19 protein-coding genes are annotated in these 25,284 nt (G+C 71.1%); 6 read left to right on the forward strand and 13 right to left on the reverse strand.

The window, feature by feature from the left end; all coding sequences use genetic code 11:
* Positions 1–36 precede the first annotated feature (36 nt).
* Positions 37–1,593, reverse strand: a complete 1,557-nt coding sequence (locus ABTW64_RS05745) for a 4-hydroxyphenylacetate 3-hydroxylase N-terminal domain-containing protein (RefSeq protein ID WP_350620162.1) — start codon at positions 1,591–1,593, stop codon at positions 37–39.
* A gap of 161 nt (positions 1,594–1,754) precedes the next feature.
* On the opposite strand from ABTW64_RS05745, the gene ABTW64_RS05750 reads away from it, so the two are divergent.
* Positions 1,755–3,032 carry a PucR family transcriptional regulator gene (locus ABTW64_RS05750; RefSeq protein WP_350620164.1) on the forward strand — a complete coding sequence of 426 codons (1,278 nt, stop codon included), beginning with the start codon at positions 1,755–1,757 and terminating at the stop codon, positions 3,030–3,032.
* Positions 3,033–3,119: 87 nt separating this feature from the next.
* Here the strand turns inward: ABTW64_RS05750 and ABTW64_RS05755 are convergent, their stop codons facing one another.
* From ABTW64_RS05755 to ABTW64_RS05770, 4 genes are all read right to left on the reverse strand, one after another.
* Positions 3,120–4,211 carry an ABC transporter ATP-binding protein gene (locus tag ABTW64_RS05755; RefSeq protein WP_350620166.1) on the reverse strand — a complete coding sequence of 364 codons (1,092 nt, stop codon included), beginning with the start codon at positions 4,209–4,211 and terminating at the stop codon, positions 3,120–3,122.
* Positions 4,212–4,282: 71 nt separating this feature from the next.
* Positions 4,283–5,434, reverse strand: coding sequence for an ABC transporter substrate-binding protein (locus tag ABTW64_RS05760; RefSeq protein ID WP_350620168.1), 1,152 nt, complete (start codon positions 5,432–5,434; stop codon positions 4,283–4,285).
* A 94-nt stretch (positions 5,435–5,528) separates the two neighbouring features.
* Positions 5,529–7,430, reverse strand: coding sequence for an ABC transporter permease (locus ABTW64_RS05765; RefSeq protein ID WP_350620170.1), 1,902 nt, complete (start codon positions 7,428–7,430; stop codon positions 5,529–5,531).
* Positions 7,431–7,632: 202 nt separating this feature from the next.
* Positions 7,633–8,742, reverse strand: a complete 1,110-nt coding sequence (locus tag ABTW64_RS05770; RefSeq protein WP_350620172.1) for an NAD(P)-dependent alcohol dehydrogenase — start codon at positions 8,740–8,742, stop codon at positions 7,633–7,635.
* Between the two features lie 217 nt (positions 8,743–8,959).
* Here ABTW64_RS05770 and ABTW64_RS05775 point away from each other — a divergent pair, with 217 nt between their 5' ends.
* Together ABTW64_RS05775 and ABTW64_RS05780 are read left to right on the forward strand one after the other, a co-directional pair.
* Positions 8,960–10,570 carry an aldehyde dehydrogenase family protein gene (locus ABTW64_RS05775; RefSeq protein ID WP_350620174.1) on the forward strand — a complete coding sequence of 537 codons (1,611 nt, stop codon included), beginning with the start codon at positions 8,960–8,962 and terminating at the stop codon, positions 10,568–10,570.
* Positions 10,567–11,607 (forward strand): amidohydrolase family protein, encoded by a 1,041-nt coding sequence (locus tag ABTW64_RS05780; RefSeq protein WP_350620176.1) that lies wholly within the window; start codon positions 10,567–10,569, stop codon positions 11,605–11,607. Before ABTW64_RS05775 ends, ABTW64_RS05780 begins: the two co-directional genes overlap by 4 nt.
* Positions 11,608–11,692: 85 nt before the next feature.
* On the opposite strand, the gene ABTW64_RS05785 is transcribed toward ABTW64_RS05780, so the two are convergent.
* Positions 11,693–12,196, reverse strand: coding sequence for a flavin reductase family protein (locus ABTW64_RS05785; RefSeq protein WP_350620178.1), 504 nt, complete (start codon positions 12,194–12,196; stop codon positions 11,693–11,695).
* A 209-nt stretch (positions 12,197–12,405) separates the two neighbouring features.
* Here ABTW64_RS05785 and ABTW64_RS05790 point away from each other — a divergent pair, with 209 nt between their 5' ends.
* Complete coding sequence (locus ABTW64_RS05790; protein ID WP_350620180.1) at positions 12,406–13,710, forward strand: helix-turn-helix domain-containing protein; 1,305 nt, start codon at positions 12,406–12,408, stop codon at positions 13,708–13,710.
* Between the two features lie 54 nt (positions 13,711–13,764).
* Here ABTW64_RS05790 and ABTW64_RS05795 read toward each other — a convergent pair whose 3' ends face one another.
* Positions 13,765–15,351 (reverse strand): FAD-binding oxidoreductase, encoded by a 1,587-nt coding sequence (locus tag ABTW64_RS05795; RefSeq protein ID WP_350620182.1) that lies wholly within the window; start codon positions 15,349–15,351, stop codon positions 13,765–13,767.
* A 117-nt stretch (positions 15,352–15,468) separates the two neighbouring features.
* Between ABTW64_RS05795 and ABTW64_RS05800 the strand changes: the two genes are divergently transcribed.
* Positions 15,469–16,902, forward strand: coding sequence for a carotenoid oxygenase family protein (locus ABTW64_RS05800; RefSeq protein WP_350620184.1), 1,434 nt, complete (start codon positions 15,469–15,471; stop codon positions 16,900–16,902).
* A 131-nt stretch (positions 16,903–17,033) separates the two neighbouring features.
* Here ABTW64_RS05800 and ABTW64_RS05805 read toward each other — a convergent pair whose 3' ends face one another.
* The 4 genes from ABTW64_RS05805 to ABTW64_RS05820 form a co-directional block, all read right to left on the reverse strand.
* Positions 17,034–17,552, reverse strand: a complete 519-nt coding sequence (locus tag ABTW64_RS05805) for a nuclear transport factor 2 family protein (RefSeq protein ID WP_350620187.1) — start codon at positions 17,550–17,552, stop codon at positions 17,034–17,036.
* Positions 17,553–17,554: 2 nt separating this feature from the next.
* Positions 17,555–19,003: an aldehyde dehydrogenase family protein gene (locus ABTW64_RS05810; RefSeq protein WP_350620189.1), complete on the reverse strand. Its 1,449-nt coding sequence runs from the start codon at positions 19,001–19,003 to the stop codon at positions 17,555–17,557.
* A 119-nt stretch (positions 19,004–19,122) separates the two neighbouring features.
* On the reverse strand, positions 19,123–20,025 hold the full coding sequence (locus ABTW64_RS05815; RefSeq protein ID WP_350620191.1) for a hypothetical protein: 903 nt from the start codon (positions 20,023–20,025) through the stop codon (positions 19,123–19,125).
* 63 nt (positions 20,026–20,088) lie between these two features.
* The gene (locus tag ABTW64_RS05820) at positions 20,089–21,072 is read right to left on the reverse strand and encodes an acetylxylan esterase (protein ID WP_350620193.1); all 984 of its coding nucleotides are present in this window, start codon (positions 21,070–21,072) and stop codon (positions 20,089–20,091) included.
* 216 nt (positions 21,073–21,288) lie between these two features.
* Here ABTW64_RS05820 and ABTW64_RS05825 point away from each other — a divergent pair, with 216 nt between their 5' ends.
* Positions 21,289–22,725, forward strand: coding sequence for an aldehyde dehydrogenase (NADP(+)) (locus tag ABTW64_RS05825; protein ID WP_350620195.1), 1,437 nt, complete (start codon positions 21,289–21,291; stop codon positions 22,723–22,725).
* Positions 22,726–22,837: 112 nt separating this feature from the next.
* Here ABTW64_RS05825 and ABTW64_RS05830 read toward each other — a convergent pair whose 3' ends face one another.
* Positions 22,838–23,845 (reverse strand): type IV toxin-antitoxin system AbiEi family antitoxin, encoded by a 1,008-nt coding sequence (locus tag ABTW64_RS05830; protein ID WP_350620197.1) that lies wholly within the window; start codon positions 23,843–23,845, stop codon positions 22,838–22,840.
* Between the two features lie 209 nt (positions 23,846–24,054).
* Positions 24,055–25,218, reverse strand: coding sequence for an ROK family transcriptional regulator (locus ABTW64_RS05835; RefSeq protein WP_350620199.1), 1,164 nt, complete (start codon positions 25,216–25,218; stop codon positions 24,055–24,057).
* Positions 25,219–25,284 lie beyond the last annotated feature (66 nt).

The raw sequence follows: 25,284 nt of genomic DNA on the forward strand, positions 1-25,284 counted from the left end.
TCCGTCGGCGGCCTCTCGTGCGCAGGATGTCCCGAGTCAGCGGCGCACGGTCGCGTTGACGTCGGTGTTGGGGATCAGGTCGGGAGCCGTCCAGCCCGACAGGTCGTAGTCGCTCATGGCGCTCTCGACCAGTCCCTCCAGCTGCGGCAGCTGCCCGCTCGCCATCGCCGTGCGGTACAGCGACATGTAGTGCACGTCCTCCTGGCCCAGGTAGTTCTGCTCGTACAGGTCGTGGCGGCCGCCGAACTCCGAGCCGATCGCATCCCAGAGCATCTTCATGATCTGCGAGCGGTCGACCGCCGAGAGGTCGTTCGAGCCGCGGTAGAACTTGTCCAGCGTCGGGCGCAGCTCGGGATTGCCGAAGTCGTCGGCGATGGAGTTGAGGTAGATGAGCCCCGAGCCGCTGAACTTCTCGGCCAACTGCCGCGATCGCGCCTGAATCTGCGGCCCCATGGCCGCCGAGACCGAGGCGTAGAACGGATTGGGCTCCACCGAGCCGCCGGGTCCCGGGACGGCGTGCTCGATCATGCCGGCGCGCAGTCCGTCGAGCAGGTTCTTGTTCACGAGCATCTCGCCGACGGCCGTGATGATGTGACGCTCGCCCTGGCTGCCGAGCACCGCCGCGGCCTTGTGGAACAGGCCGGTGAGGAAGCCCAGCTTGGTCGACAGGCGCACGTTCGCCTGCAGGATGCCCCGCTGCGTCCACTTCGAGTCGCGGATGTACGCGAAGATCTTGGTCTCGTCGTAGATGAGCACGTTCTCCCACGGGATGAGCGCGTCCTCGAAGACCAGCACCGCGTCGTTCTCGTCGAGGCGGCTCGAGAGCGGGTAGTCGAACGGACGCGATGTGCGTGCCGCCACCTCCTCGTACGAGGCCCGCGCAATGAGCTTGACGCCCGGCGCCGCCACGGGCGTGACGAACATCAGCGCGAAGGCCTTGTCCTTCACCTCCACGCGGGTGTGGCCCACCAGCACGTACTGAGCGATCGGCGAGCCCGTGGCCACGACCTTGGCGCCCGAGACGATCAGCCCGCGGTCGGTCTCGCGCTCCACGTGCACGAACACGTCGCGCGTCTCCTCGAGGGGCTTCGACCGGTCGACCGGGGGGTTGGCGATCGCGTGCGCGAAGAAGTCGACGTTCTCCTGCGCCTTCTTGTACCAGCGCCGCGCGTTCTGCTCGTACTCTCCGAAGTACTCGGGGTTCTGGCCGAGGCTCGTCAGCAGCGCGGCCTTGTAGTCGGGCGTGCGCCCCATCCACCCGAAGACGAGCTCCTGCCAGGTCTGGATGGCGGTGATGTTGTCGCGCAGATCCTGCTGCGAGCGCGCGACACGGAAGAACGGATGCGTGAGGCCGCCCGACCCGGTGTCGGTCGGCTTCAGCATGCGGTCCCGCGTCTCCGGCGCGTGCAGCGCGTCGTACAGCCGGGCCATCGACCGGGCGGAGTTGCGGAAGGCCGGATGCGTCGTGACATCGGCGACGCGGTCGCCGTAGAGCCACACCTCCCGCCCGTCTCTGAGCGACTCGAGGTATTCGTCGCCGTTCTGCGGCACGAGCAGGGTCTCGGAGGCAGGAACGGAGGAAACAGTCGACATCGTGGCTCCTTGCTGGCATACGGGCGGAACGACTCTGATCCGCCGCTTCTCACGCTACGCACGACTGCGAACGCCGATCAGAGTCGTTTCGCCCGTGATTTCGCCGCCGCATTGGTCATCCCGCATAATGAGGACTCCCCCAGCCGCGCAAGGGAGCGCTCATGACCACGCGCATCGCCGACCTGCTCGCGCACGTGCCCGACGTGCCGCGACCCGAGACGCTCAACGACGACCGCACGATCGAGGGCCTGTCGGCGGGCATCGAGCCGCGCGTCGTCGACTGGGCGCTCGCCACCGCGCACGTCGCGGTGCAGGAGACGTACCGCGACATCGCCCCCAGCCGCTTCGCCGAGCTCGCGCATGACACCGCCCGCTCGATCGAGGCGATCTCGCTGAACCTCATGCGGTACCTGCTGGGCGGGCGCGAGACCGCGGCGGCCGTGCGCGTCTCCCGGGCTCAGCATCAGGTGACCCTCGACGCCGTGCGCCTGGGCATCCCCCTCCACCGCATCGTCGGCGGGCTGCGCACGCTGGATCACGTGTGGAAGACGGCGTTCATCCGGCTCGTGCTCGACACCGTGCCGCGCGACGAGGCCGTGGAGGTGCTGAGCCGCGTCGACCGCGCCCTGTCGACGTACTTCGACGCGCTGGTCGACGACAACGCGCGCAGCTGGGCCGAGGAGGACCGGCGTCTGTCCGATCAGCTGGCCCTCGGCAAGCGCCAGCTCGTGGAGCAGATCATCGCCGGAACGCGCGTCGAGGACGCACAGATCCGCGAGGTGCTCGGCGTCGGGGCCGGCGACGAGCACACGGGGCTCATCCTGTCGACCTCGGGAGTCGACGTCGGGGTCGTCTTCGACTTCGCCGGCTTCCGCGCCGGGCTGGAGCGGGCGTACCCCGGCCACACGGTCACGTTCCTTCCCGCCGACGTCGACACCGTCTGGGTGTTCCTGTCGGGCTCGCCGATCCCGCACGACGCCCTGACCGCACACCTGCGCGCGGCGATCGCCTCGACGCGCGGAGCGCTGGTCTCGGTCGGCCTGCCCCGAGCGGGTGCCGAGGGCCTGCGCGCCACCCACCTCACGGCAGCCGCGGCGCACGCGTTCAACCGCCTCGCCACACAGGCCGGCCCCGTCGTCGCGTTCGCCGAGGCGGGGCTGCTCGCGCTGGTGGCCCAGACACCGCAGCTGGCCCGGTGGTTCGTCGAGCACGAGGTCGGGCCACTGCTCGACCCCTCGCCCCTGCGCGACGAGCTGCGTCAGACGCTGCAGACCATCATCGGCTTCAACGGCTCGCTGGTGCGCACCGCCGAGGCGCTGTACGTGCATCGCAACACGATCACGTACCGGCTGGGCCGCATCCAGGAGATCCTCGGGCGCGATCCGCTCGAGCGCCCCGTCGAGACGCGCACGGCCCTGCTGCTCGCCGAGCTGCTGTAGCCCGGCCGGCGGGAGTGCGCGCCGGTGGCGCCGAGCGGGATCTGCGTGGATGCCGGAGCGGGGCGCGGCCGGCGGGCCGCGCCCCGCTCAGTCGAGCACGATCGTTCCGACCTGCGGCAGCGCGAACTCGAGCGTGTCGCCGAGGTACTTCTCCTGCTGGTGCTCGCGGGTCGAGTCGGGGATGTTCGCCACCACCGTCGTGCCGCCGCCCACCGCGATCTCGAGCCGGTAGGCGTCTCCGAGGTAGCTGGACGCGGTGACGCGGCCGGTGAACGTGCCATGCGGCTGGTCGGCGTGCGCGTACTTCGCGAGCACGATGTCGCGCGAACGGAACGCGAGCTTGTTCCCCTTCACCGAGCGCACGCCGCCGGTCGTCTGCAGCACGCCGCCGCCCTCGAGCGTGATGCGGCCCGTCTCGTAGTCGACCTCGTCCACCGTCAGGATGTTGTCGAACCCGACGAAGTCGGCCACCCACTCGTTCTTCGGCTGCGCGAAGATCTCGTGCGGGGTGCCCGACTGCTCGATGCGGCCGCGATTCATCACGATGACGTGGTCGGAGACAGCCAGTGCCTCCTCCTGATCGTGCGTGACGTACACCGACGAGTAGCCGAACTCGTCGTGCAGTCGCCGGATCTCGGTGCGCATCTGCAGCCGCAGGCGCGCGTCGAGGTTGGACAGCGGCTCGTCGAACAGCAGCAGACCGCTGGCCGACACGAGCCCCCGCGCCAGCGCCACGCGCTGCTGCTGACCGCCCGACAGCTCGTGCGGGTACCGCCGCCCGAAGCCGGCGAGCCCCACCGCGGTCAGCGCGTCGCTCGCCCGCCGCTCGGCTTCGCCGCGCGCGACGCGACGAAGCCGGAGCGGGTAGGCGACGTTGCCGAGCACCGTGCGGTTGGGCCAGAGCGCGTAGCTCTGGAACACCATGCCGAGGTTGCGACGGTGCGGTGCCAGGTTCATGCCCTTGTCGACGTCGACGAAGACCTGGTCGCCGAACCGGATGCGCCCCGTGTCGGGGACCTCGAGCCCCGCCAGGCAGCGCAGCGTCGTGGTCTTGCCGCATCCCGAGGGGCCGAGCAGCGTCGTGAAGGACCCCTCGGAGAGCTCGAGCGTGATGTCCTGCACGGCGAACGGGCTGCCCGCGTACCGCTTGCCGAGTCCCTCGATGACCAGTGAACGCATCCTCGCGCCCTCTCTGTGTGTGGGTGTCCGGTGGGTGGTGGTGTCCGGTGAGGTGTCCGCGTCGGCCGCGGTCACTTCCCCAGCATCTGCTTGAACTTCGCCACGGTCTCCTGACGCCCGGCGTCGATGTCAGCCGCCGGGATGATCTCGGTCAGGTTGGCGTTCTTCCAGTTCGTCCACGGCTGGTCCTTCTCGGTCTCGGCTGCCGCGTTCGTGTTGAGCGGCGTGAGTCCGGCCTTGCTGACCGCCTTGCCGGCCTCCAGCGTGTTGAGCCACTCGAGGTACAGCTTGGCCGCGTTGGGGTGCGGCGCGTCCTTGATGAGCAGGTGCTTGTGGGTGACGACGTAGTTGTCCTCGCTCATGAGCGAGAACTTCACGGGGGCGCCCTGCTTGGAGGCGAGGTACACGGCCGACGACGGGGCGCCGAACAGGAACGCGAACTGCCCCTGCATGAGACCCGCGACCGCGTCGCCGTACGTGCCCTTGACGTTGCCGTCGGCGTTCTCGAACACGCCGGCCACCTGCTGCTCGTCCAGCGCGCCGTTGAGCGTCAGGTACATCGGCGCATCCTGGTTGGGACCGGGCACGGTCGGGTCGCCCATGCCCACGAGACCGGCGTACTCGGGCTCGGCCAGGTCCGACCACTTCGTCGGCTGCAGCTCGCCCGCGCGCGGCAGGAAGGTGCCAAGGCCGAAGAACCCGATCAGCGGCGACGAGTAGAGGTCCTCGGGATCCTGCAGCTCGGCCGCGGACGCCTCGAGCTCCTCGGGGATCTGGAGGGACTCGACGTGGTAGGGCTCGGCGAAATCGACGTACTTCTGGCCGTTGGGGTTGTGCAGCACATCGGTGACGTGGTTGCCCGACTGCACCTGGCCCTGCAGGTCGGCCGTGAGGGCCGGGTCGATCTCGTTGGTGATGTTGATCTTGATGCCGAAGCGCGCGGTGAACGCGTCAAATGTGGTCTTCATGTCGTCGGGAAGGCCCGAGATCACGTTGAGCTCGTCCTCCCCGGCGGCCGAGGCCGCCTCGCACAGCTCGGTGATGTGCGCTGCGGCCTCCTCGGTGATCTCCTCGGCGGCGGCGTCGACGGCGCAGCCCGTCGATCCGCCCGCCGGGGCGGCGCCGGGCTCCTCGGCGTCGGCGGGAGTGCTGCTGGCGCAGCCGGCGGTGGCGAGCAGCGTGCTCGCCACGAGGACGATGCCGGCGATGGGCTTGATGTTCATGCGGCTCCTTCAGGGGGTACTGGGTTCGGGTACTGGCTTCGGGGGTGGAGACAGCGGGAAGGGACAGCGGGCAGGCAGAGCGGGGAGGGACGTCTCAGCGACTGGCGAGCGCGCGCGTGAGCGCCTTCCGGCGGCGCCGGGTGACGACGGCGCCGGTCCAGTCGGGGTCGGCGGACGCTCCGACCAGGTCGGCGGCGCGCGAGCCGGCGGTCGAGCGCCGGATGGCCCACGTGATGAGCTGGATGATCGCGGCCAGCACGAGGATCTCGCCGATGAAGAGCACGAACTGGGCCGCGGCGAGGGTGTAGTTCGCGTTGGTCACCGTGTCGGTGTAGACCTTCACCGCCAGCATGGGCGCGTTGCGATCGCCCAGCAGCATCGGCATGGCGAGCGTGCCCGAGGCGACGATGAACGCGAGCAGCCACCCGTTGAGCGCGCTCGGCAGCACCAGGCGCACCACGACCGCGACCAGGGCGCGCGCCCGCGAGCCGCCCGCGACCCGCGTGGCCTCCTCGAGCTCGGCGGGGATCTGCACGATCGCCCCCGCCAGCGAGCGGTTGCCCAGCGGGACGACCGTGATGAACAGGCCCGCGATCAGCAGCACGGCCGATCCGTAGAACGTGCGCCACGGGCCCATCAGCACGATCACGATGATGCCGAGCGCCAGCAGGAGTCCGGGCACCACCATGGGCATGAGCTGGCTGGAGTCGAGTACGGCCGCCAGAGGCCCGCGGGCCAGGCGCGCCGCCCACAGCACCACGATGACCGCCAGGACCGCGATGAGGGCGGCGAGCGCCGCGATGCCCGCGGTGCGCACGAAGATCGCGACCGAGTCGGGGTCGGACAGGATCTGGGTGAACCACTGGCCGGTGAGCCCCACGCCGGGCTCGAACATCTGCCCCCAGTTGTTCCAGCCCATGTACGGCGACACCGACACGAGCAGCAGCTGCAGGAACGGCAGGACGACGGCGATCAGCGCGAACAGCACGGTCACGAGCAGCACGGGAACGCGCCAGGCGCCGAGCTGCCACACGCTCTGCCGGGCACCCTTGCCGCTCACGGTGGTGAACTGCCGGCGCCCGCGCGCCCGTCGTTCGAGCACGAGCAACCCGATGAGGATCACCAGCAGGATGATCGACACCGCCATGGCCTGGCCGTAGAGCGGCTTCTGCGCGGCGTAGAGGTAGTTGTACACCTCGGTCGGCAGCACGTAGATGCCCGCGGGGCTGCCGATCATCACCGGCACGTCGAACGCCTCGAAGGACGCGACCGAGGCGCCGATGAACACGGCCGCGATCGCCGGCATCAGCGTCGGGATCTGCGTGCCGAAGAACGTGCGGACGCTGCCGGCGCCGCTGACGCGCGCCGCCTCCTCGAGCGTGCGGTCCATGGAGTTGAACGGTCCGATCAGCAGCAGGTACATGAAGCCCGTCGCGCGCAGCGTCGAGACGAGGATCAGGCCGCCCCAGGAGTTGATGTCGAAGGGCCCGGCACCGTATTCGAACTGGCCCGGCGCGAAGCCGGTCGCGATGCCCCGCAGCGCCACGTTCAGCAGTCCCGACGTGGAGTCGGCGAGCATGGTCCAGGTCAGCGCGTAGAACAGCGGGGGCACCGCCACGAGCACGGCCATGGTGATCGTGATGACCCACTTGCCCAGCGCGTTGGTGCGAGTCACGAGCGTGGCGAAGAAGACGGCGATCAGGATGCCCGGCACGACGCTCGCGACCGTGAGCACGAAGGTGTTCAGCAGGGTCAGCCACGTGCGGTCGCTGCCCATCACCTCCAGGATCGGCTGCAGCGACCACTCGCCCGCATTGGGCCCCGCCGTGAACGGCGACGTGCGGAAGGCGCCGATCAGCACGGCCGCCACGGGCGAGACGAACAGCAGGGCCGCCACGATCGCGATCGCGATCTGGAGGTTGCGCTCCGGGTGAAGCACCCACGCCCGGCGAAGCCGCGTCCCGACACCGGGCCGCGTGCTCACGACGTCTGCCATGCATTCCTCCCCATCGAGGTGTCGGCGATCGCGATGCCGGCTCCGTCGCCGGCATCTCCCACATTCTGTCCGTCCGCGCCCGGCGCCCTCACAGGCACGGGGCACAAGGCGCACTGAGCCCGCTGGGCCGGATGCACAGAACTGCGGTCGCATCCGCCGCGCGCGGCGCCCAGGATCGTCGGATTCGCACGATCCGGGATCATCATCGTTCCCCGAACACGAGCACGGGCTTGATCGCCACGCCGGAGCGCATGTCGGCGACGGCCTCGTTGATGCTCTCGAAGGGGTAGGTTCGCACGAGCCGGTCGATCGGCAGCGCGCCGCGCTGGTACAGGTCGATCAGCTCGCGATGGAACAGGCCGCCGGTGCCGTCGCCGCCCATGATGCCCCGGATGGTGACGCCGCGTGTGAGCAGGCGGTCGAGCTCGAGATCGAGCGGCACGCCGCCGGTTCCGGTGACGTAGCCGAACTCGCCGTGCATGCCGAGCGAGTAGATCGCCGCCAGCATCACGTCCTTCACCCCCGTGGAGTCGAACGCGCGGTCGATGCCCCGCGGCGCCAGCTCGGACAGGGCGGCGACGGTGTCGACGCCCGGCCCGGCCTGCACGACATCGGTGGCGCCGAGCTCGAGCGCCATGTCCAGGCGCGAGCGGTGCACATCCACGGCGATGATGCGCCGCGCTCCGCGCAGGCGCGCAGCGGCGACGGCCATGAGACCCACCGTGCCCACGCCGAAGACCGCCACCGCGTGATGCGGCTCGGGCTTGAGCGTGTTCAGCATGGCGCCCGCCCCCGCGCTCGTGCCGCACGTGAGCGCGCACAGATGCTCGAGCGGAGCGTCCTCGGCAGCCGGGATGATGTTGCGCTCGGTCACCAGGGAGTACGGCGCGAAGGACGACTGCCCGAAGAATCCGGCGCGGACCGGGTCGCCGTCATGCGCCGCCTTGGCGCTGCCGTCGAGGCGCACGCCGCCGAACACCAGCTGCCCCGACTTGAGGCAGTACGACGTGCGACCCTGGCGGCACTCGTCGCACGCACCGCAGAAGTCGGGCACGATCACGACGCGGTCGCCGGGGCGCACGGTCGTGACGCGCTCCCCCACCCGCTCGACCACACCGGCGCCCTCGTGTCCGAGCACGATCGGCATGGTCACGGGCAGGCGGCCCGACAGCGCGTTCAGATCGGTGTGGCAGATGCCGGTCGCCAGCACCCGCACCAGCACCTCGTCGTCGCGGGGCTCCTCGAGCTCGATCTCGAGCAGGTCGAACTCGGTCCCGGGTCTGGCCGCCACCGCCGCTGTCATCGTCACCATCGCCGACGCACCTCTCGTCATCGCCTCGGCGCCATCGCCGCGGTCGTTCCGCGATCCTCTCGCCCCGCGACCGCCCCGGCACTGTCGCCGACGCCCGATGAACCCCGCGAAGTCTGACGGGAGGGCCAAGGCCGCCGGCATCGAGGAGCCGCCATGCTGGCAAGGCCGTCGGCGGAGCGCCTCCGCGCTCCCGGCACGAGGCGAGAGGACGCACATCGTGCGATCGCACTTCCCCACTGAGTGGCTGACCGCGCTGCCCTACGTCGGCGGCCGCACGCTCAACGTTCCCGACCGCGCCGCGGTCGCCGACCCCGCCGACCGCGGCACTCCCGTCGGCGCGGTCGCGCTGGCGGGCCGCGAGGTCGCGGACGCGGCCGCACAGGCAGCGCGGGCGGCCTTCCCCGCGTGGCGGGACCTGTCGGCCACCCGACGCGGCGACCTCCTTCTCGCAGCCGCGGACGCCGTCCAGGCGCAGGCCCCGCTGCTCGCGGAGCTGCTGGCGCGCGAGGCCGGCAAGGTGCTGCACGATGCGCGCGGCGACGTCCTGGGATCCCTCGCGATGCTGCGGTCGTTCGTGCAGCTCGTGCGGGACCTGGAGCAGCCGGAGAACCTGGCCGGCCGCCCGGGCACCGGCCAGGCCGACGTCGTGCGCGTGCGGCACGTGCCGGTGGGCCCGGCCGCGGTGATCGGTCCGTGGAACACGCCCGTGTTCCTCACCTTCAACGGCGTCGCCCCGTCGCTCGCGTCCGGATGCACGGTAGTCGTCAAGCCCGCCGCGGAGGCGCCGCTCGCGCTGACCGCGCTGCTGCGCCTGATGGCGGAGCTGCTGCCGGCGGGCGTGCTCAACGTGGTGCCGGGGCGCGGTTCGGTCGTCGGGCAGGCGCTGGTGGAGCATCCCGCCATCCGCGCGGTGATGTTCACGGGCGGCACCGAGACCGGGCGCCGGATCCAGGCCGCAGCGGCCGGAACGGTCAAGAAGGTGGCCCTGGAGCTCGGCGGCAACGATCCCGCGATCGTGCTCGCGGACGCCCGCCTCGACGACCGCACCATCACCGAGCTGGTCGCCGGCTCCTTCGGCATGAGCGGACAGATCTGCTTCAACATCAAGCGGATCTACGTGCACCGCAGCCGCTGCGACGAGTTCGTCGAGCGCTTCACGGCGGCCGCGTCGCGGATCGTGGTCGGCGCACCGCTCGACCCGGATGCGCACATCGGCCCCATGACGACGCCCGACGGCTACGCCAACGCGCAGCGCCTGATCCGCGAGGCACAGGATGCCGGCGCGGTCGTGCGCACCGTGGGCGTGCGCGCCGCGTCGGCCCGGTGGGACGAGGGCAACTACGTCGCCCCGACCGTCGTGACCGACATCGCGCGCGACGCGGAGCTCGTGCTCGAGGAGCAGTTCGCGCCGATCATCCCGATCATCCCCTTCGACACCGAGGACGAGGTGATCGCCGAGGCCAACCGCACCGAGTTCGGGCTGGCCTCGTCGGTGTGGTCATCCGACCTCGCCCATGCCGAGGCCGTGGCCGCGCGCATCGAGGCCGGCAACACGTACCTGAACGCGCACCGGCTGGGCGCGTCGGTGCCGCTCGTGCCGTTCGGCGGTATCAAGCAGTCGGGGCTGGGGCGCACGCACGGGATGCACTCGCTCGAGCACTGCACCGAGCTGCACGCGATCGTCGGCTTCTCCGACGCATCCGCCCAGCTGCCCGGCATCGAGCAGTGGTCCTCGATCACCGACCATCTGTCGTCGGACGCCGCCGCCACGGAAGCGCCCACCGGAGAACCCGCACAAGAACCCACGGAAGAAGAGGTGACCGCGTGACCCCCACTGCCCGTCCGCCGTACCGGCGCATCGCCGTCGAAGAGGCCTACGCGCCCGCCGAGGTGCTCGACGAGTACCGCAAGGTGCTCGCATCGGGCGAAGCCGACCTCGGATTCGTGTCGCTCATGGGGTACTTCCTCGGATCGGATCATCCGCAGCCGCGCGGCGTGATCGAGCGGATCACCGACCTGGGCGAGCGGCGCATCGCCGACATGGACGCGACCGGCATCGACATGCAGATCCTCTCGCTGACGTCGCCCGGCACGCAGGTGCTCGACGTCGAGACCGCGAAGTGGGCCGCGCAGCTGGCGAACGACCGGATCGGAGAGGCGGTCGCGGCGCACCCGACGCGGTTCGCCGGGCTCGCCGCCGTCGGGTTCGAGGACGCGCCGTCGGCGATCGACGAGCTCGACCGCGCCGTGACGCAGCTGGGGCTGAAGGGTCTGATCGCGAACTCGCATGTGAAGGGGCAGTACCTGGATCATCCGCGGTTCTTCCCGATCCTCGAGAAGGCGGCCGACCTCGGGGTGCCGGTGTACCTGCACCCGCAGACGCTCCCGGGGTCGGCGATCCGCCCCTGGTACGAGGCGGGGCTCGACGGGGCGGTGTGGGGATTCGCCGCGGAGACCGGCCTGCACCTGCTGCGCATGATCACCTCGGGCTTGTTCGACAGGCTGCCGAACCTGAAGGTGGTCGTGGGGCATCTCGGCGAGGGCGTGCCGTACTTCCTGCATCGCATCGACCACATGCACGCCAAGCAGGTCGCCTCGGGGCGCTACGAGGCGATCAAGCCGCTGCAGCAGCGCCCCAGCGAGTACCTCAAGACCCACATCTGGCTCACCACCAGCGGCATGCCGTGGGAGCCTGCGATCTCGTTCGCCCGCTCGGTCGTCGGGGCCGACCGGGTGATGTACGCGATGGACTACCCCTACCAGTTCGTGGCCGACGAGGTCGCCGACATGGACGCGCTGCCGTATCCCGACGACGAGAAGCGCGAGTTCTTCGAGGGCATCGCGACGCGCGTGTTCGGGCTCTGAGAACGACGACGCCCGCCGATCGACGCATCGATCGGCGGGCGCTTCGCTGTCAGGGCGGGCCAGAGGGCGCGGCCGCCCCGGCAGGTCACGGGAGCGGCCGTCCCTGCTCGTCGCGCTCCAGCGGCGAGAACAGCTGACCGTTCGAGAACACGAGGGGCAGCTCCCCCGGGCTGTGCTCGACGAAGTCGACCTCGCCGATGAACAGCGTGTGATCGCCGGCCTTGTGACGATCCACGATGCGGCACAGCATCTTGGAGATCGCGCCCTTGATGAAGGGGTGCCCCTCGATCCACTCGTACTCGGGCGCCACCTCGCCGGGCCGGCCCGCGAAGTGCAGGGCGACCGGCTTCTGCTCGTGCCCGAGCACATTGACCGCGTAGCGGTCGTTCTCCGTCAGACGCTGGTGCGTGCGGGTGTGCTCTCCGACCGAGACGAGCACCAGAGGCGGCTCGAGCGACACCGAGATGAATCCGTTCGCGGTCATGCCGTGCACGGCCCCGTCGGCCGACGTCGTCGTGATGACCGTGACGCCGCTGGGGAACTTGCCCGCGACGGTGCGGAACAGTCGCGAGTCCATGAGCTTCAGCATTGCTGCTCCTCCTCGGGCTCCCCCGGTCCCTCCGTTGGGCCCGGCCTCACGTTACGCACAACGCATGCCGCCATCACGCGTCGCGCGAGCCAATTCCCGACCTTCCGACTGTGCGCACAGCACAGCATCTGTTCCGCTCTGAGGGCACGGGTACCGACCGACGTGAGGCGCGCGCCACGTGCTGTAGGTTCTCGTCCGGGAGGTTCACGATGGAGTGGATCGAGAGACTTGAGCCGTCCGACGGCCCCTGGACCCGCCAGGAGCTTCAGGACCGGCACGCGACGCAGCCGGCGGTGATCGGCGAGGCGGTGCGCGAGCTCGGCCAGGGGCCGGCAGCGTGGGCCGTCGAGACCGCGGCGCGCATCGTGGCGCGGCTGCGCGCGCTCGACACCGAGGTCGTGCCGCGGGGCTCCACCGGGCACGAGCTCGAGGGCTGCGAGAACGGCCTGCTGACGGCGCTCATCATGCTGCACCGCGGGCACTTCGATCGCGAGCTCGTGCGGCGCAAGGAGATGCTGGCCGTCGCCCGCAACGCGTTCCGGCAGGGCATGCCGCTCGAGACGCTGACCCACAAGATCTGGGCGAGTCACACGGCGAGCCAGGACGAGCTGCTGGCCGCGCTCGAGCGCCTGGTGCCCGCCGAGAACCACATGAAGATGATCCAGCGGATGAACCAGGTGATGTTCCCCTACGGGAACGCGTTCGTCTCGGTTCTGAGCGAGGCGTACGAGGAGGAGCGCCGCGCGTGGCGGGGCCGCCTGCCCGAAGACCGCGTGCGCATCCTGCTGGACGTCGCCGCGGGCGGCGAGCCGCCCGCCGACGCCGAGGAGATGCTCGGCGCGCGCCTCCACGGCGGGCACCTGCACGCCCTGGTGTGGAACGGCGTCGGCGGCTACGTGGACGACCGCGACAGCAAGGTCGACGAGTGGGCGTTCACCGTGGCCGAGAAGCTCGGCGCCCGCCGCATGGTGTCGTTCCAGCAGGACGGCATGGCGCAGCTGTGGTGGTCGTTCCCGGGCGACCCGCCCGCCGACGCCGGCACGCGCGTGCGCGCGATCGAGCGCCCCGCATGGCTGCGTGTCGCCCTCGGCCCCGCCGCCAGCGGGCTCGACGGCTTCCGTCAGAGCCATCATGGCGCTGCCGTGGCGGCGCGGGTCGGACGCGCCGCCGCGAGCGGCGAGTTCTGGGAGTACGACGACGTCGCCCTGCTGGGTCTCGCCGTCGCCGACCGGCCCCAGGCGGCGCGGTTCGCGCGGCGGGTGCTGGGCGGGCTGCTGGAGCCGGGCGACCGGTTCGCCGAGCTGCGCGAGACCGTGCGCCTCTACCTCGCCGAGGGAAACAGCCGCGTCGCGGTGGCCCGTGCGCTGCACGTGGCCCCGACCACCGTCGCCTATCGGGTCGCCCAGGCGAGCGACATCATCGGCGGGGCGGTGTCCTCGCGCCCGCTCGAGGTGCAGCTCGCGCTGGAGCTGACCCACCACTTCCCCGATCTCGTCGCGCCCGAGGGGGGCTGACTGCAGCCGTGCGACGGCTCGCGGGCCGAGGCGCGCCGCCCCGGCCCGCGACGATCACCGCAGCCGCTGCGGCCAGATGCCCTGCTTTCCCGGGGACAGGATGCCGGCCGGGTCGACCGCGTCCTTGAGCCCCTGCACGAACCGGCGATACGCGTGGTCGTTCCAGTCGAACTGGTCGGCGATCGCGTCCATCCCCCGCAGGTGGCCGCGGTAGACCGGGTAGCCCTCGCCTCCGAGCCGCCGCACCGCCCGCTCGTACAGGTCGTACGCCGCACGGATCCGCTCCGGGTCGGAACGGTCGAAGTTGATGACCCCGAGGTAGATGAACGACCGGGGCGTGAGGCAGATGCTGGGCCAGAAGTCGAAGCCCGACGCCTCCATCTCCTCGCGGAGGATCTGGCCGACGCGCACCACGTGCTCGCCCGTGAGCGCGCCGACGGGCGAGAGCTCGATGTGGCCGCCGTCCGGCCCCCGCCACTCGATCGACTTCAGCAGCGCCTGGCTGGGGCGCCCCGCCTGCACCCGGTCGGGATGCAGCGGGATGGTGCGCTCATCGACATCCGTCCCCGCGACGGGGATCGCCGAGAACCGTCCCGCGGGCACGGCCGCTCGCAGCACCTCCTCGCATCGGGCCAGCTGCGCCTCGACCACGCGCGCGGGCCCGTAGAGCGCGGCGCGCAGGTTCCACCATCCCATGTCGAGCTCGTCGGCCACGCGCCGGTACTCGTCGTCGGTGAGCGGGCCGTCGAGCCAAGCGGTGCGCGGCGCGCGCATGGCGGCGGTGCCGAGGATCCCGCCGATGACCGGGATGTTGCGGATCGTGCCCTCCAGCAGGAGCGTCCGGGCGGCCTCGACGAGCGGCGCCAGGTCATCCTTCTCCGGCACGTGGAAGCGCAGCGGCGCGTAGACCTCGGGGCGGGGGCTCACGCGCCGACCGAGCTTCGTGACGATGCCGAGGTTGGACTGCATGAACAGCCCCTCGATGTCGGGCCCGAATCCGCGTGGGTGCACGTGCGCCGCGGCGCTCGTGCTCGACGCCCACATGCCGGTGCGCAGCAGCTCGCCGTCGGGCAGCACGATCTCCATCCCGCTCACCGACGCGGCGTGGTCGCCGAACTCCGTGTATCCCACGCCGTGGTCCACCGTGTTGCCGACCACGCTGCCCCAGCCGAGGTCCGGGGTGGACGGCCACCAGTCGCCGCCGCGGCGCGCGAGCTCGTCGACGAGCTCGTAGAACGTCACGCCGGGCTCCACCACGACGTAGCCGAGCTCCTCGTTCACCTCGAGGATGCGGTTCATGCGGCGCAGGTTGACCGTGATCGAGCCGCGCAGCCGGGGCGCCGCACCACCGTAGCCGTTGTTCTTCGCCTGGCTGTTGGTCCACAGCGGCACACCGTGGCGGCTCGCGATGCGCACGACGGCCTGTACCTCCTCCACCGAGGCGGGCTGCACCACGGCCGCCGGCCAGTGGTCATCCCATTCGGGATGGTCGTACGGGTCGCGGAACTCCTCGACGAGGGCGTCGTCGCGGTGAACGGCCGCGTCGCCGAGGATCTCGGCCATCTCGGCCAGCGCGGCATCCCTCACCTCCCGCGTCACGCCGAGGGGAACCAGGTCGTCGACAATGCCGTCCGTGATCATGCCCACAGCCTGGCGAAGCGTCTGCGGCCGGCTCCTGGCGCGCGCGACAGACGTGGGCCGGTCCATCCTGTCGCGCGCAGCGCATCGGCCGCGACGGGCCGGTGCTTGGCTGTGCCCATGGCCACCACCACCAACCGCACACCGCTCTACGTGCAGCCGCAGTTCCACGCGATCCCGAGCTTCTACGGGCGATCGCAGGAGTCGGTGCGGCTCGAAGCCGACCTCCACGACTGCCGTCTGGAGGGCGCGTTCCCCGAGGGCCTCAACGGCACCTTCTTCGGACTCGGTCCCGACGCGCAGTACCCGACGCTGCCCGACGACGACATCATCCTCAACGGCGACGGGCACATGCTCTCGTGGCGCATCGAGGACGGCCACGTCGACTTCAAGTCGCGCTACGTGCGCACCGAGCGGTTCGAGGCGGAGTACGCCGCACGCCGCCGCCTCTACAACCTGTACCGCAACCCCGTGCGCGACGACCCCGACGCCCCGGGACTGATGCAGCGCGACAACACGGGCAACACGTACGCCTGGTACTTCAACGGGCGTCTCTTCGCTCTGCGCGAGGACTCGCACCCCAATGAGATCGATCCGGTCACGCTCGAGACCAAGGAGGTCTTCGACTTCGACGGGGCGCTGAAGTCCTCGGCGCTGTCGGCCCACGGCAAGATCGACCCCGACACGGGCGAGTGGTGGGCCTTCGGCATGTACGCCGAGCGCCGCTGGACCGGCGAGTGCGCGCTGATCGTCGCCGACAAGAACGCCAAGCTCATCCGCGAGGAGCACTTCATCGCGCCCTACCCCGGCATGATGCACGACTTCGCGGTCACGAAGGAGCACGTGATCTTCGACATCCAGCCGTTCCGGGTGGACGAGGAGCGCATGAAGCGCGGGGGCCAGTTCTACGCGTTCGATCCCGACCAGCCCTCGCTGTGGGGCATCATGCCGCGCGACGGGAACGTCGAGGACATCCGCTGGTTCCGCGCCCCCGGCGTGGTGTGCGGTCACATCATGAACGCGTACACGCAGGGCAAGACGGTCGTCGTCGATGCGCCCGCCGCTCCGGGCAACTCGTTCCCGTTCTTCAAGGACGTCGACGGCAACCCCACCGACATCGAGCTCGGCAACGCCACGATCACCCGGCTCGTGTTCGACCTGGCCGGCGAGACCGACCAGGCGAAGGTGTATCCCATCGCCGGTGCGGTGGGCGAGATGCCGAAGATCGACGACCGGTTCGCGATGCAGAAGTACAAGTACGGGTTCTTCCGCGGCATGGGCGGGCTGTACCGCATCGACTGGGAGACCCTGGAGATCCGGAACTACCCGATGGTCGCGCCCGACATCATGCACGAGTCGACGTTCGTGCCGCGGTACGACGGCGCCGCCGAGGGCGACGGCTGGCTGCTCTCGGTGGTGAACCACGCCGCCACCAACCGCGGCTCGCTCGTGGTCTTCGACGCGCAGCACATCGAGGAGGGGCCCGTCGCGAGGGCCATGATCCCCTACTCCACGCACATGACGTTCCACGGGTCGTTCGCCCGCGACGTCTGAGCCGCGGGAGTTCACGAGGGGGTGGGATGCGACGCGTCCCACCCCCTCGTGGTGCCACGATCGCGCGCGGCGGGTACGACGAAGAGGGGGCGGGATGCTCGGCATCCCGCCCCCTCTTCAGGCACTCGACGTCAGCCGCGCTGCGCGTGCTCCGCGACCGGCGGCATCTGGTACTTGGGACGGCCCTTCATGACCACCGGGCCCTTCCACGGCACCTGATCGAACGCGTTCCACGCGTTGACATGCAGCGACTGGAACAGCCAGCGGCCCTCCTTCTTGGTCAGGTGGTCGGAGCGCGTGCCGATGCCGAAGACGAAGTTGGTGTTGTACTCGACGTTGTACTGCAGGATCTGGAACCACAGCCGCACGTCGACCTCGCCCTCCTCCTCGCGCTCGGTGAAGAGGTGGTTGTTCTGGATGTGCTGGCGGCCGTACCACCAATGCTGGCGGTCGGTCCACAGCGACCGCATATTCTCCAGGATGGCGTCGTGGCCCTGCACGCGCCCCTGCCACAGGTGGTCGAACCAGCCGTCCTGCGCGAAGACGCTGCGGATCAGGTCCTCATCGCCGAGGTCCAGGCCCCACGCGTAGCGGGTGTAGAGGTCCTGGATCTCCAGCCGGTCCTCGACGCTGAGTTTCCACTGGGCCATGTTCATCGCTCCTCGAATCGCTCGTTCATGATGTCCGCCGGCTCGCCATGCTGGACGAGCAGCGCCTTGCGCCGGAAGAAACGGAGGATGCCGTCCTTGCCGGTGCGGTTTCCTCCCAGCCCGGAGAAGCCGAAGGCGTTGGTGCCGATCGTGCGTCCCTTGCCGGGCATGAGGAAGGTGTCCTGGATGAAGATCGTGCCCGCGTCGATCCGTCGGCCGATCTCCAGGGCCTCGTCCTCGGTGCCCGCGATCACCGACGCGGTGAGGCCGAACGTCGTGTCGTTGGCGAGGGCGATCGCCTCGTCGATGTCGCGGTACGGCATCACGGGCAGGCAGGGTCCGAACGTCTCCTCGCGCATGATGTCCATGCCGTGGTGCACGCCCGTCAGCACCGTGGGGCGCATGTAGAGCCCGCCGCCGCGGTTCTCGACCACGCCGCCCGTGAGCACGCTGGCACCCTTGGTGCGGGCGTCCTCGATGTGCGCGGCGACGATGTCGGCCTGCGGTGCGAAGGTGAACGGCCCGACGTGGCCCGCCTTGGGGTTGTCGTCGTTGAGGTGCACCAGCTCGGCCTTGCGCACCAGCTCGCGCACGAACTCGTCGTGGATCGACTCGTGCACGTAGACCCGCTCGATCGAGAAGCACACCATGCCGGTCGCGTAGACGCCGCCGTGGAGCACGGATGTCGTGGCGCGGTCGATGTCGGCGGTCTCGGTGACGATCACGGGGTCCTTGCCGCCCAGCTCGAGGAAGCACGGGATCAGGCGCTCGGCGCAGGCCACGGCGATCTTGCGCCCCGTGGGCACCGAGCCGGTGAAGCACACCATGTCGGACTGCGCCACGATGGCCTGTCCGGTCTCGCCATCGCCGAGCACGTAGTCGAACACGGCCGCGAGCTCCGGCACCGCCTGGACCGTCTCGAAGAACGCCGAGACGAAGCGCGGCGTGACCTCCGACGGCTTCCACAGCACGGCCGAGCCGGCGAAGAGCGCCGGGATCGAGTCGATCATGGCGAGCATCGTGGGCGCGTTCCACGGCGAGATCACGCCGACCAGCGGATACGGCACCAGCTGGGTCTGCACATCGACGGTGGGCATCGTCTTGGAGGGGCCCGTGATCGTGGCGGCGGCGATGGCGTCCGCGGCATCCTCGATCCACCCGCGGATGGCCTCGAGGGTGATGAACCCCTGCACGTACGACGTGTGGGTGCCGCCCGTGTCGACCGCCTCGATCTCGCCGAACTCCTTGGCGACGCGCGCGAACTGCTCGAACCAGCGCTGCATCACCGCGGTGCGCCCCTCGAGACCCCGCTCGAGCCACGCACGCTGGTTGGCGCGCAGGCGAGCGGCCTTCTCCTCGACCTGGTCTGCCGTGGCGACCGCGATCTCGAAGTCCTCCACTCCGGTGCGAGGGTTGCGGACGGGAATGGTGCGGGCGGGAGCTGGGGTCATGGCCACATCGTCACGTACCCGCCCGGCCCGGGGCACTGCCCCAGCGACAGCGAAGCACCGCACGGATGTCGCCGACGACAAGCCGTGCCGGCCGGGTCATCCCCGACCTGGGTGACGGGTCATCCGGTCGCGGGACGAAGGCCGTGCGGCGTCTCGATCAGGAGCTCGAGCTCCGAGGCGTCGGGCCAGCCGGGCAGCTCGTGCACACCGCGGCCCGCCTCCATCCACGTGACCTGCTCGTCGTCGCTCCAGTCACGGCCTTCCGAGATCGACAGTGTCGAGAGGCGTCCGCCCAGCACCGTCAGATAGACCTCGAAGGCACGCCCCTCGAGCGGCCGGTAGACGCCCACGACAGGGAAGTTGGCGTCGCCCGGCACCGCGAAGGGCAGCTCGTCGGGCACCTCGAAGCCGATGCCGGGCCAGAACCCATCGGGTTCCGGCCCCTCGTAGAGCACGGCCTTCGCCTGGGCGAGCTGGGCGCGCAGCTCCGCGGCACCGAAGCCGTCGCTCGCGCCGAGCAGACGCTCGGCGATCGCGCGCACATCGTCGGGCACGTCCACGACATCCTGGCGGGGCTCGTCCTCCTCGCCGGTCGCGCCGACCGGAGCGGGTGCGGGCGTGCGCCGTCCCCACCACCAGGTGACGCCCGCGAGCGCTGCGCCTTCGAGCGCCATGACCGCGCGCGGGCGTCGTGCTCCGGCGCGCACGACGGCGTCGTGGATGCGCCCGTCCAGCGCCTCCGTCGCATCCGACGCCGCCAGCAGCAGTCCGGCCGTCCCCGCCGTGTAGCCGGCGCGAGCACCGGTCGTGAGCTCGTCGCGCATGTCGGTGCGCATCGTGGCCCAGGCCGTCCACGCGGCGAGCGCGCCCATCGCCGCCCGGTACGCCAGCCGCCCGCCCGTGCTGAGCCGGCGCGGCTCGATCAGCGTGAGGCCCGCATTCAGCAGGGTCCAGACCACGCCGTGCGTGACGCTGCGGGTGTCGTTGAGACGCGCGAGAGCGCTGCGTACCGAGGGGGCCATGCCCCCACGCTACCCATTCCGACACGCGCGTCGACGACTGCGCGGCGGCTCCGCGCGTTCGCTTCAGGACGTCTCATGCAGCCGCGCAGCCATCCAGTCGAGCTGGGCGCGGCGCTGGAACTGGCCGCCCCCCTCGTGGTCGTTGAACGGATACACCTCGATCGACCGATCCGGCGAGCCCCAGACGTTGTAGGCCGAGAAGACCGTGGAGGGCGGGCAGATGACATCCATCAGCGCCACCGAGAACAGCGCGGGCACGCGGGCGCGGCGTGCGAAGGCGACGCCGTCGAAGTAGCTCAGGGTGCGATAGACCTGCGTCTCCTCGCCGCGGTGGGCGGCCAGGTGATTCGCGATCTCGCGATACGGCATCGCGTCGGTGATGGTCGTCGCCCGGGGGAAGTTGCACAGGAACGGCACATCGGGCAGCGCGCCGGTCACGTCGACATCCACGCTCGCGGCCAGCGCCGTCGCCGCGATCGCGATGCCCCCGCCCTGGCTGCCGCCGGTGACGAACAGCGGCGCACCGGGCGCGAGTCCGCGTGCCGTCTCGATCGCGCGCACGGCGTCGGCGAAGACCCGACGGTAGTAGTACGTGGCCGGATCGGCGATGCCGTGCGTCATCTTCCCCGGAGCCGCCGGACCGGAGCCGTGGGGATCCGCCGTCGCTCCCGGGCGCGTGTGGTGCCATCCCTGCCCCCGCGTGTCCATCACGAGATGGCCGTAGCCCGCGAGCACCCAGTTGCCGACCTCGTGCGGCAACCCGCGGCCGCCGCTGTACCCGAGGAACTCCACGACGACCCCGCGGAGCGTTCCGTCCGCGGGCACGTGCCACCACCCCCGGATGGGATCTCCTCCGAATCCCGAGAACGTCACGTCGCTGGTGCGCACCAGCCGCAGGCCCGTGTCCACGGCCTCGACCTGAGTGCGCTGCGCTTCGTCGCGGGTCTGCGCCAGCGTGTCGGACCAGAACACGTCGAAGTCATCCGGCTCCGCGACATCCGGCACGTAGTCACGCAGCGACTCGAGAGGAAGATCGAACAGTGCCATGCGGTGATGCCTTTCCGGGAGCCCTGACGGCGCCTCTCGACACTGAACCCTAGCGGCGGGAGGCTCCCCGCTCGGCGTTCTCATCGAACCCCTGCGGGCGGCCGTGTCCCGCGGGCGGGTGTCTGGCGGGCCTACACTCGGGCTCGGCATCCGTTTCGCCTGGCCCGCGGCCCGGCCGCGCCGACAGGATCGTTCCCCCTCGTGAAAGGACACCGCATGACCGACAGCACGCTCGAGGACGTCGACCGGATCGCGCGGGCGGCGCAGCTCGCCTTCGCCGTCACGGTGCGCACCGACGACCGCACGCGGGCTGCGTGGATGCGGGCCGCCGCCGACGCGCTCGACGCGGACGCCGCCACGCTCGTGGAGCTGGCCGGCCGCGAGACCGCGCTGCCCGAGGCGCGTCTGACGGGCGAGGTCGCACGCACCACGGCGCAGCTGCGCCTGTTCGCGTCGGTGGTCGAGGAGGGGTCGTACCTCGAGGCGGCCATCGACCACCCGAACCCCTCGACCACTCCCCCGACGCCCGACCTGCGCCGGGTGCTGCGCCCCGTCGGTCCGGTGGCGGTGTTCGCGGCGTCGAACTTCCCGTTCGCGTTCTCGGTGGCCGGTGGCGACACCGCGTCGGCGCTGGCGGTCGGATGCCCGGTGGTCGTCAAGGCGCACCCGGGTCATCCCGAGACGTCGCGCCGCGCGGCCGAGGTGATGACCGCCGCGCTGGCGAGCGCCGGCGCGCCCGAGGGCGTCTTCGCGATGATCGAGGGCTTCGACGCCGGGCTCGCGCTGGTCGACCACCCGGCGATCAAGGCCGTCGGCTTCACCGGCTCGGTCCGCGGCGGTCGTGCGCTGTTCGATCGCGCCGCTGCACGACCCGAGCCCATCCCCTTCTACGGCGAGCTCGGCTCGCTCAACCCGGTGGTGGTCACGCCCGCGGCTGACGCCGCGCGCGGCGCGGCGCTGGCCGAGGGGCTGGCCGGGTCGTTCCAGCTCGGAGCCGGGCAGTTCTGCACCAAGCCGGGCGTCGTGCTCGTGCCCGAGGCGTCGGCCCTCGAGGCCGCGCTGCCGCAGCACCTCGTTCCGCAGCCGCGCCTGCTGACGCCGTCGTTCGCCGACGGCTTCGCGGCCGGCAGCGAGCGCGTCGCGGGCATCGAGGGTGTGGAGATCGTGGCGACCGGCGCGGCCGGCGACGGCCCGGCGACCGTGGTCGCCGCGACCGACGCCCCGACGCTCGTGGCCCACGCCGAGGAGCTGCTCGAGGAGGTCTTCGGGCCCTTCACGCTGCTGGTGCGCTACCGCGACGAGGCCGAGCGCGACGCCGTGATCGACCGCATGCCCGGCAACCTGACCGCGACGGTGCACCGCGAGGCCGACGACGATGTGGCCGAGCTCGTGGCGCGCCTCGAGGAGATCGCCGGCCGCGTGCTCTTCTCGGGCTGGCCCACGGGCGTCGCCGTGGCGTGGGCCCAGCAGCACGGCGGCCCCTACCCCTCGGCGACGAGCCCCTTCACCTCGGTGGGCGCGACCGCGGTGCGCCGCTTCCAGCGGCCCGTGGCCTACCAGGACGCCCCTGCCGATGTGCTGCCGCCGGCCCTCCACGACGACAACCCTCTCGGCATCCCGCGCCGCATCGACGGCCGGCTCCTGCTGCCCTGAGCCCGCCCCTCGCACGTGTCGCCGCCCCTCGCACGACGACACGTGCGAGGGGCGGCAACACGACTTCTGAACGCTCAGACGGCGTGTTGCCGTTGAGAACACGTGTGCGGGGTCACGGCAGGATGAGGCGGCGTCGCGAGCTCGCCGGAAACGACGGTGGATGGATGCCGAACGCGCTCAGGCGCGCGGCGAAACGATCGATGGAGCGGATGTCCTCCGAGCCCCACCGTGCCACGCCGTAGGAGGTGCGGCCGCGGATCCAGTCCTCGCGACGCTTCTCGTCGTACATGACCTCCTCGACCGTCCGCCCCGCGCGCATCGCCTCATCCGAGTACTTGCCCTTGCCGTCGAACTCGCCCCACCAGCGGACGTCGTCGAGGCCGAAGTCGATCCAGATCCAGGCGCCCTTCGGTCCCGTCATCCGCACCTGCAGCCGAGGGGGCGCGAACCCCAGGCGATGAAGGTGCAGCCTGCTGATGCTCTCGCCGGGCAGCTGCGCCCGGCCGTCCATGAACTCGATCGCGGCCCTGGCGCGGCGCGCGCCGCGTACGCCCGGGGTCGCTGCGACGCGTGCGCGGAGGTCCTGCCGCCATAGCTCGGCGCGCTCGGGGTCCATCTCGTGCCGTTCCACGCACGCCGTCGCCATCGCCGCATCCAGGCAGCTCAGCGCGGCTTCCGTCGGCAGCGAGCGGGCGACATCCACCGCCGTCCGTGCGAGCGAGGTCACGCGCAGGCCGTCCCGGATGGTGATGTCCTCCGGTGGCAGCTCGACCCGGTGACGCAGCACGACCGCGCTGCTGGCGCCGAGATGCCCGGGCGGTGTGGAGACGTGGACACGCGTCGGCGTGTGTCGATAGAGCGGCAGCCCCCAGATCACCGCGGCGGAGTCGTGTGACAGCACGGCCTCTCCGTCGCCCATGTCCTCGACGGCGGCGGCGATCTCGATCCGGTGGCGATCCTCCGTGTGGAGGCTCGCCCACTCGGCCGCGGGCACGAATCGTCCGTTTCGCACGCGATGGAAGCACGCGGGGTCGAGGGCGCGCCCCGGGCGGATGAAACCGAGCGCTTCGAGTTCAGCGCGCGTGCGAAGCAGGCGCGCGAGGTCCGTGACGGTCGCCATGCGCACACTCTTCGCCATCCGCCGCTCGCCCCGTGCCGCCTGCGGCGTATGTGGGCAACCGCCACGTCTTTTCTCCCCGGGGACGACACATCCACCCCGCACACCCCGCCCGCCCCGATGACACGTGTTCTCAACGGGGACACGTCAGCTGCGCGCGCAACGGGCGTGTTCTCGTCGAGGACACGTGTCGTCGCGAGGAAGAGGAGGGGTCAGCCCAGCGGGTCGGCGAGAAGCTGCTCGAACGCCGCCTCCGCGGCCCCGATCAGCAGGCGGTCGGCGCCGAGCGCGGCGGCCCGGATGTCGAGGCCCTCGCCCGGAGCGTCGAGCGCCTGGGCGCGCACCGCGGCGAGCAGCCCGTCGGGATCGCTGTCGCGCAGGATGGCCAGAAACCCGCCGAGCACGATCACCGACGGGTTGAGCACGTTCACGGCGTTGGCCAGCGTCGCGGCCAGGATGCGACGCTGCCGGTCCATCTCGGCGCGCGCCGCGCCATCCGTCGACTCGGACAGGGCGAGAGCCAGAGCCGCATCGTCCGCCGCCGTCACACCCGCCGCGGCGAGCAGCCGGGAGCGGTTCACCTCGTCCTCGAGCATGCCTTCCGCGGTACGCCGGTCGGACTCCAGCACGATGCCCGCGCGGTTCTGACCCCATTCGCCGGCGTAGCCGTCCGCGCCGCCGATCGCGACGCCGTGCAGGATGAGCCCGCCGCCGATGCCCGACGCGCCGCCGTTGAGGTAGACCACGTCGGCGTGATCGCGCGCGGCGCCGAACAGCCGCTCGGCACGGGCGCCGAGCGACGCGTCGTTGCCGACGGCGAAGGCGACGCCGGTGGCCTGGGCCAGTGCGCCGGCGACATCCTGCTCGCGCCAGCCGAGGTGCGGGGCGAGGCGCACGACGCCGTCGCGGGCGCGCACGAGGCCCGGAACGGCCGCACCTCCGCCCACGATGCGGCACCCGCGCAGCGGTCCGCCCGACCAATCGGCGACGATGCGCGCGACGGATGCCGCGACGTCGTCGACCTCGACCGGCCGGTCCACGCCCTCGCGGGCGCGCACCCGCACGCGGCCGCCCAGCGTGACGGCGCCCACCTCGAGCGCATCGACCTCGGGGTTCACCGCGATCGCGACGACATCGTCGCTGGGTGCGACGATCGGCGACGGTCGCCCCACACGCCGCGTCGGGTCGGGCTCCCGCTCCTCGACGAGACCGGCGCCCGCCAGCGTCGCCACGAGGTCGGACACCGTCGAGCGGTTCAGACCGGTCTCGGCGGTGATCACGGCGCGAGAGCGCGGGCCCGCGTGGTGCACCAGGCGCAGCACCGCCCCGAGGTTCGCGCGTCGCACGCCCTCGACGCCGGTCGCCCTCATGGTCATGACACCACCCCCGGTTTGTTGCCAGCCCCACCATATCGGGACGCGACGACCCCCGCCGCATCGGCC

It is taken from the genome of Microbacterium sp. NPDC096154, from assembly GCF_040302945.1.
Lineage (GTDB): Bacteria > Actinomycetota > Actinomycetes > Actinomycetales > Microbacteriaceae > Microbacterium.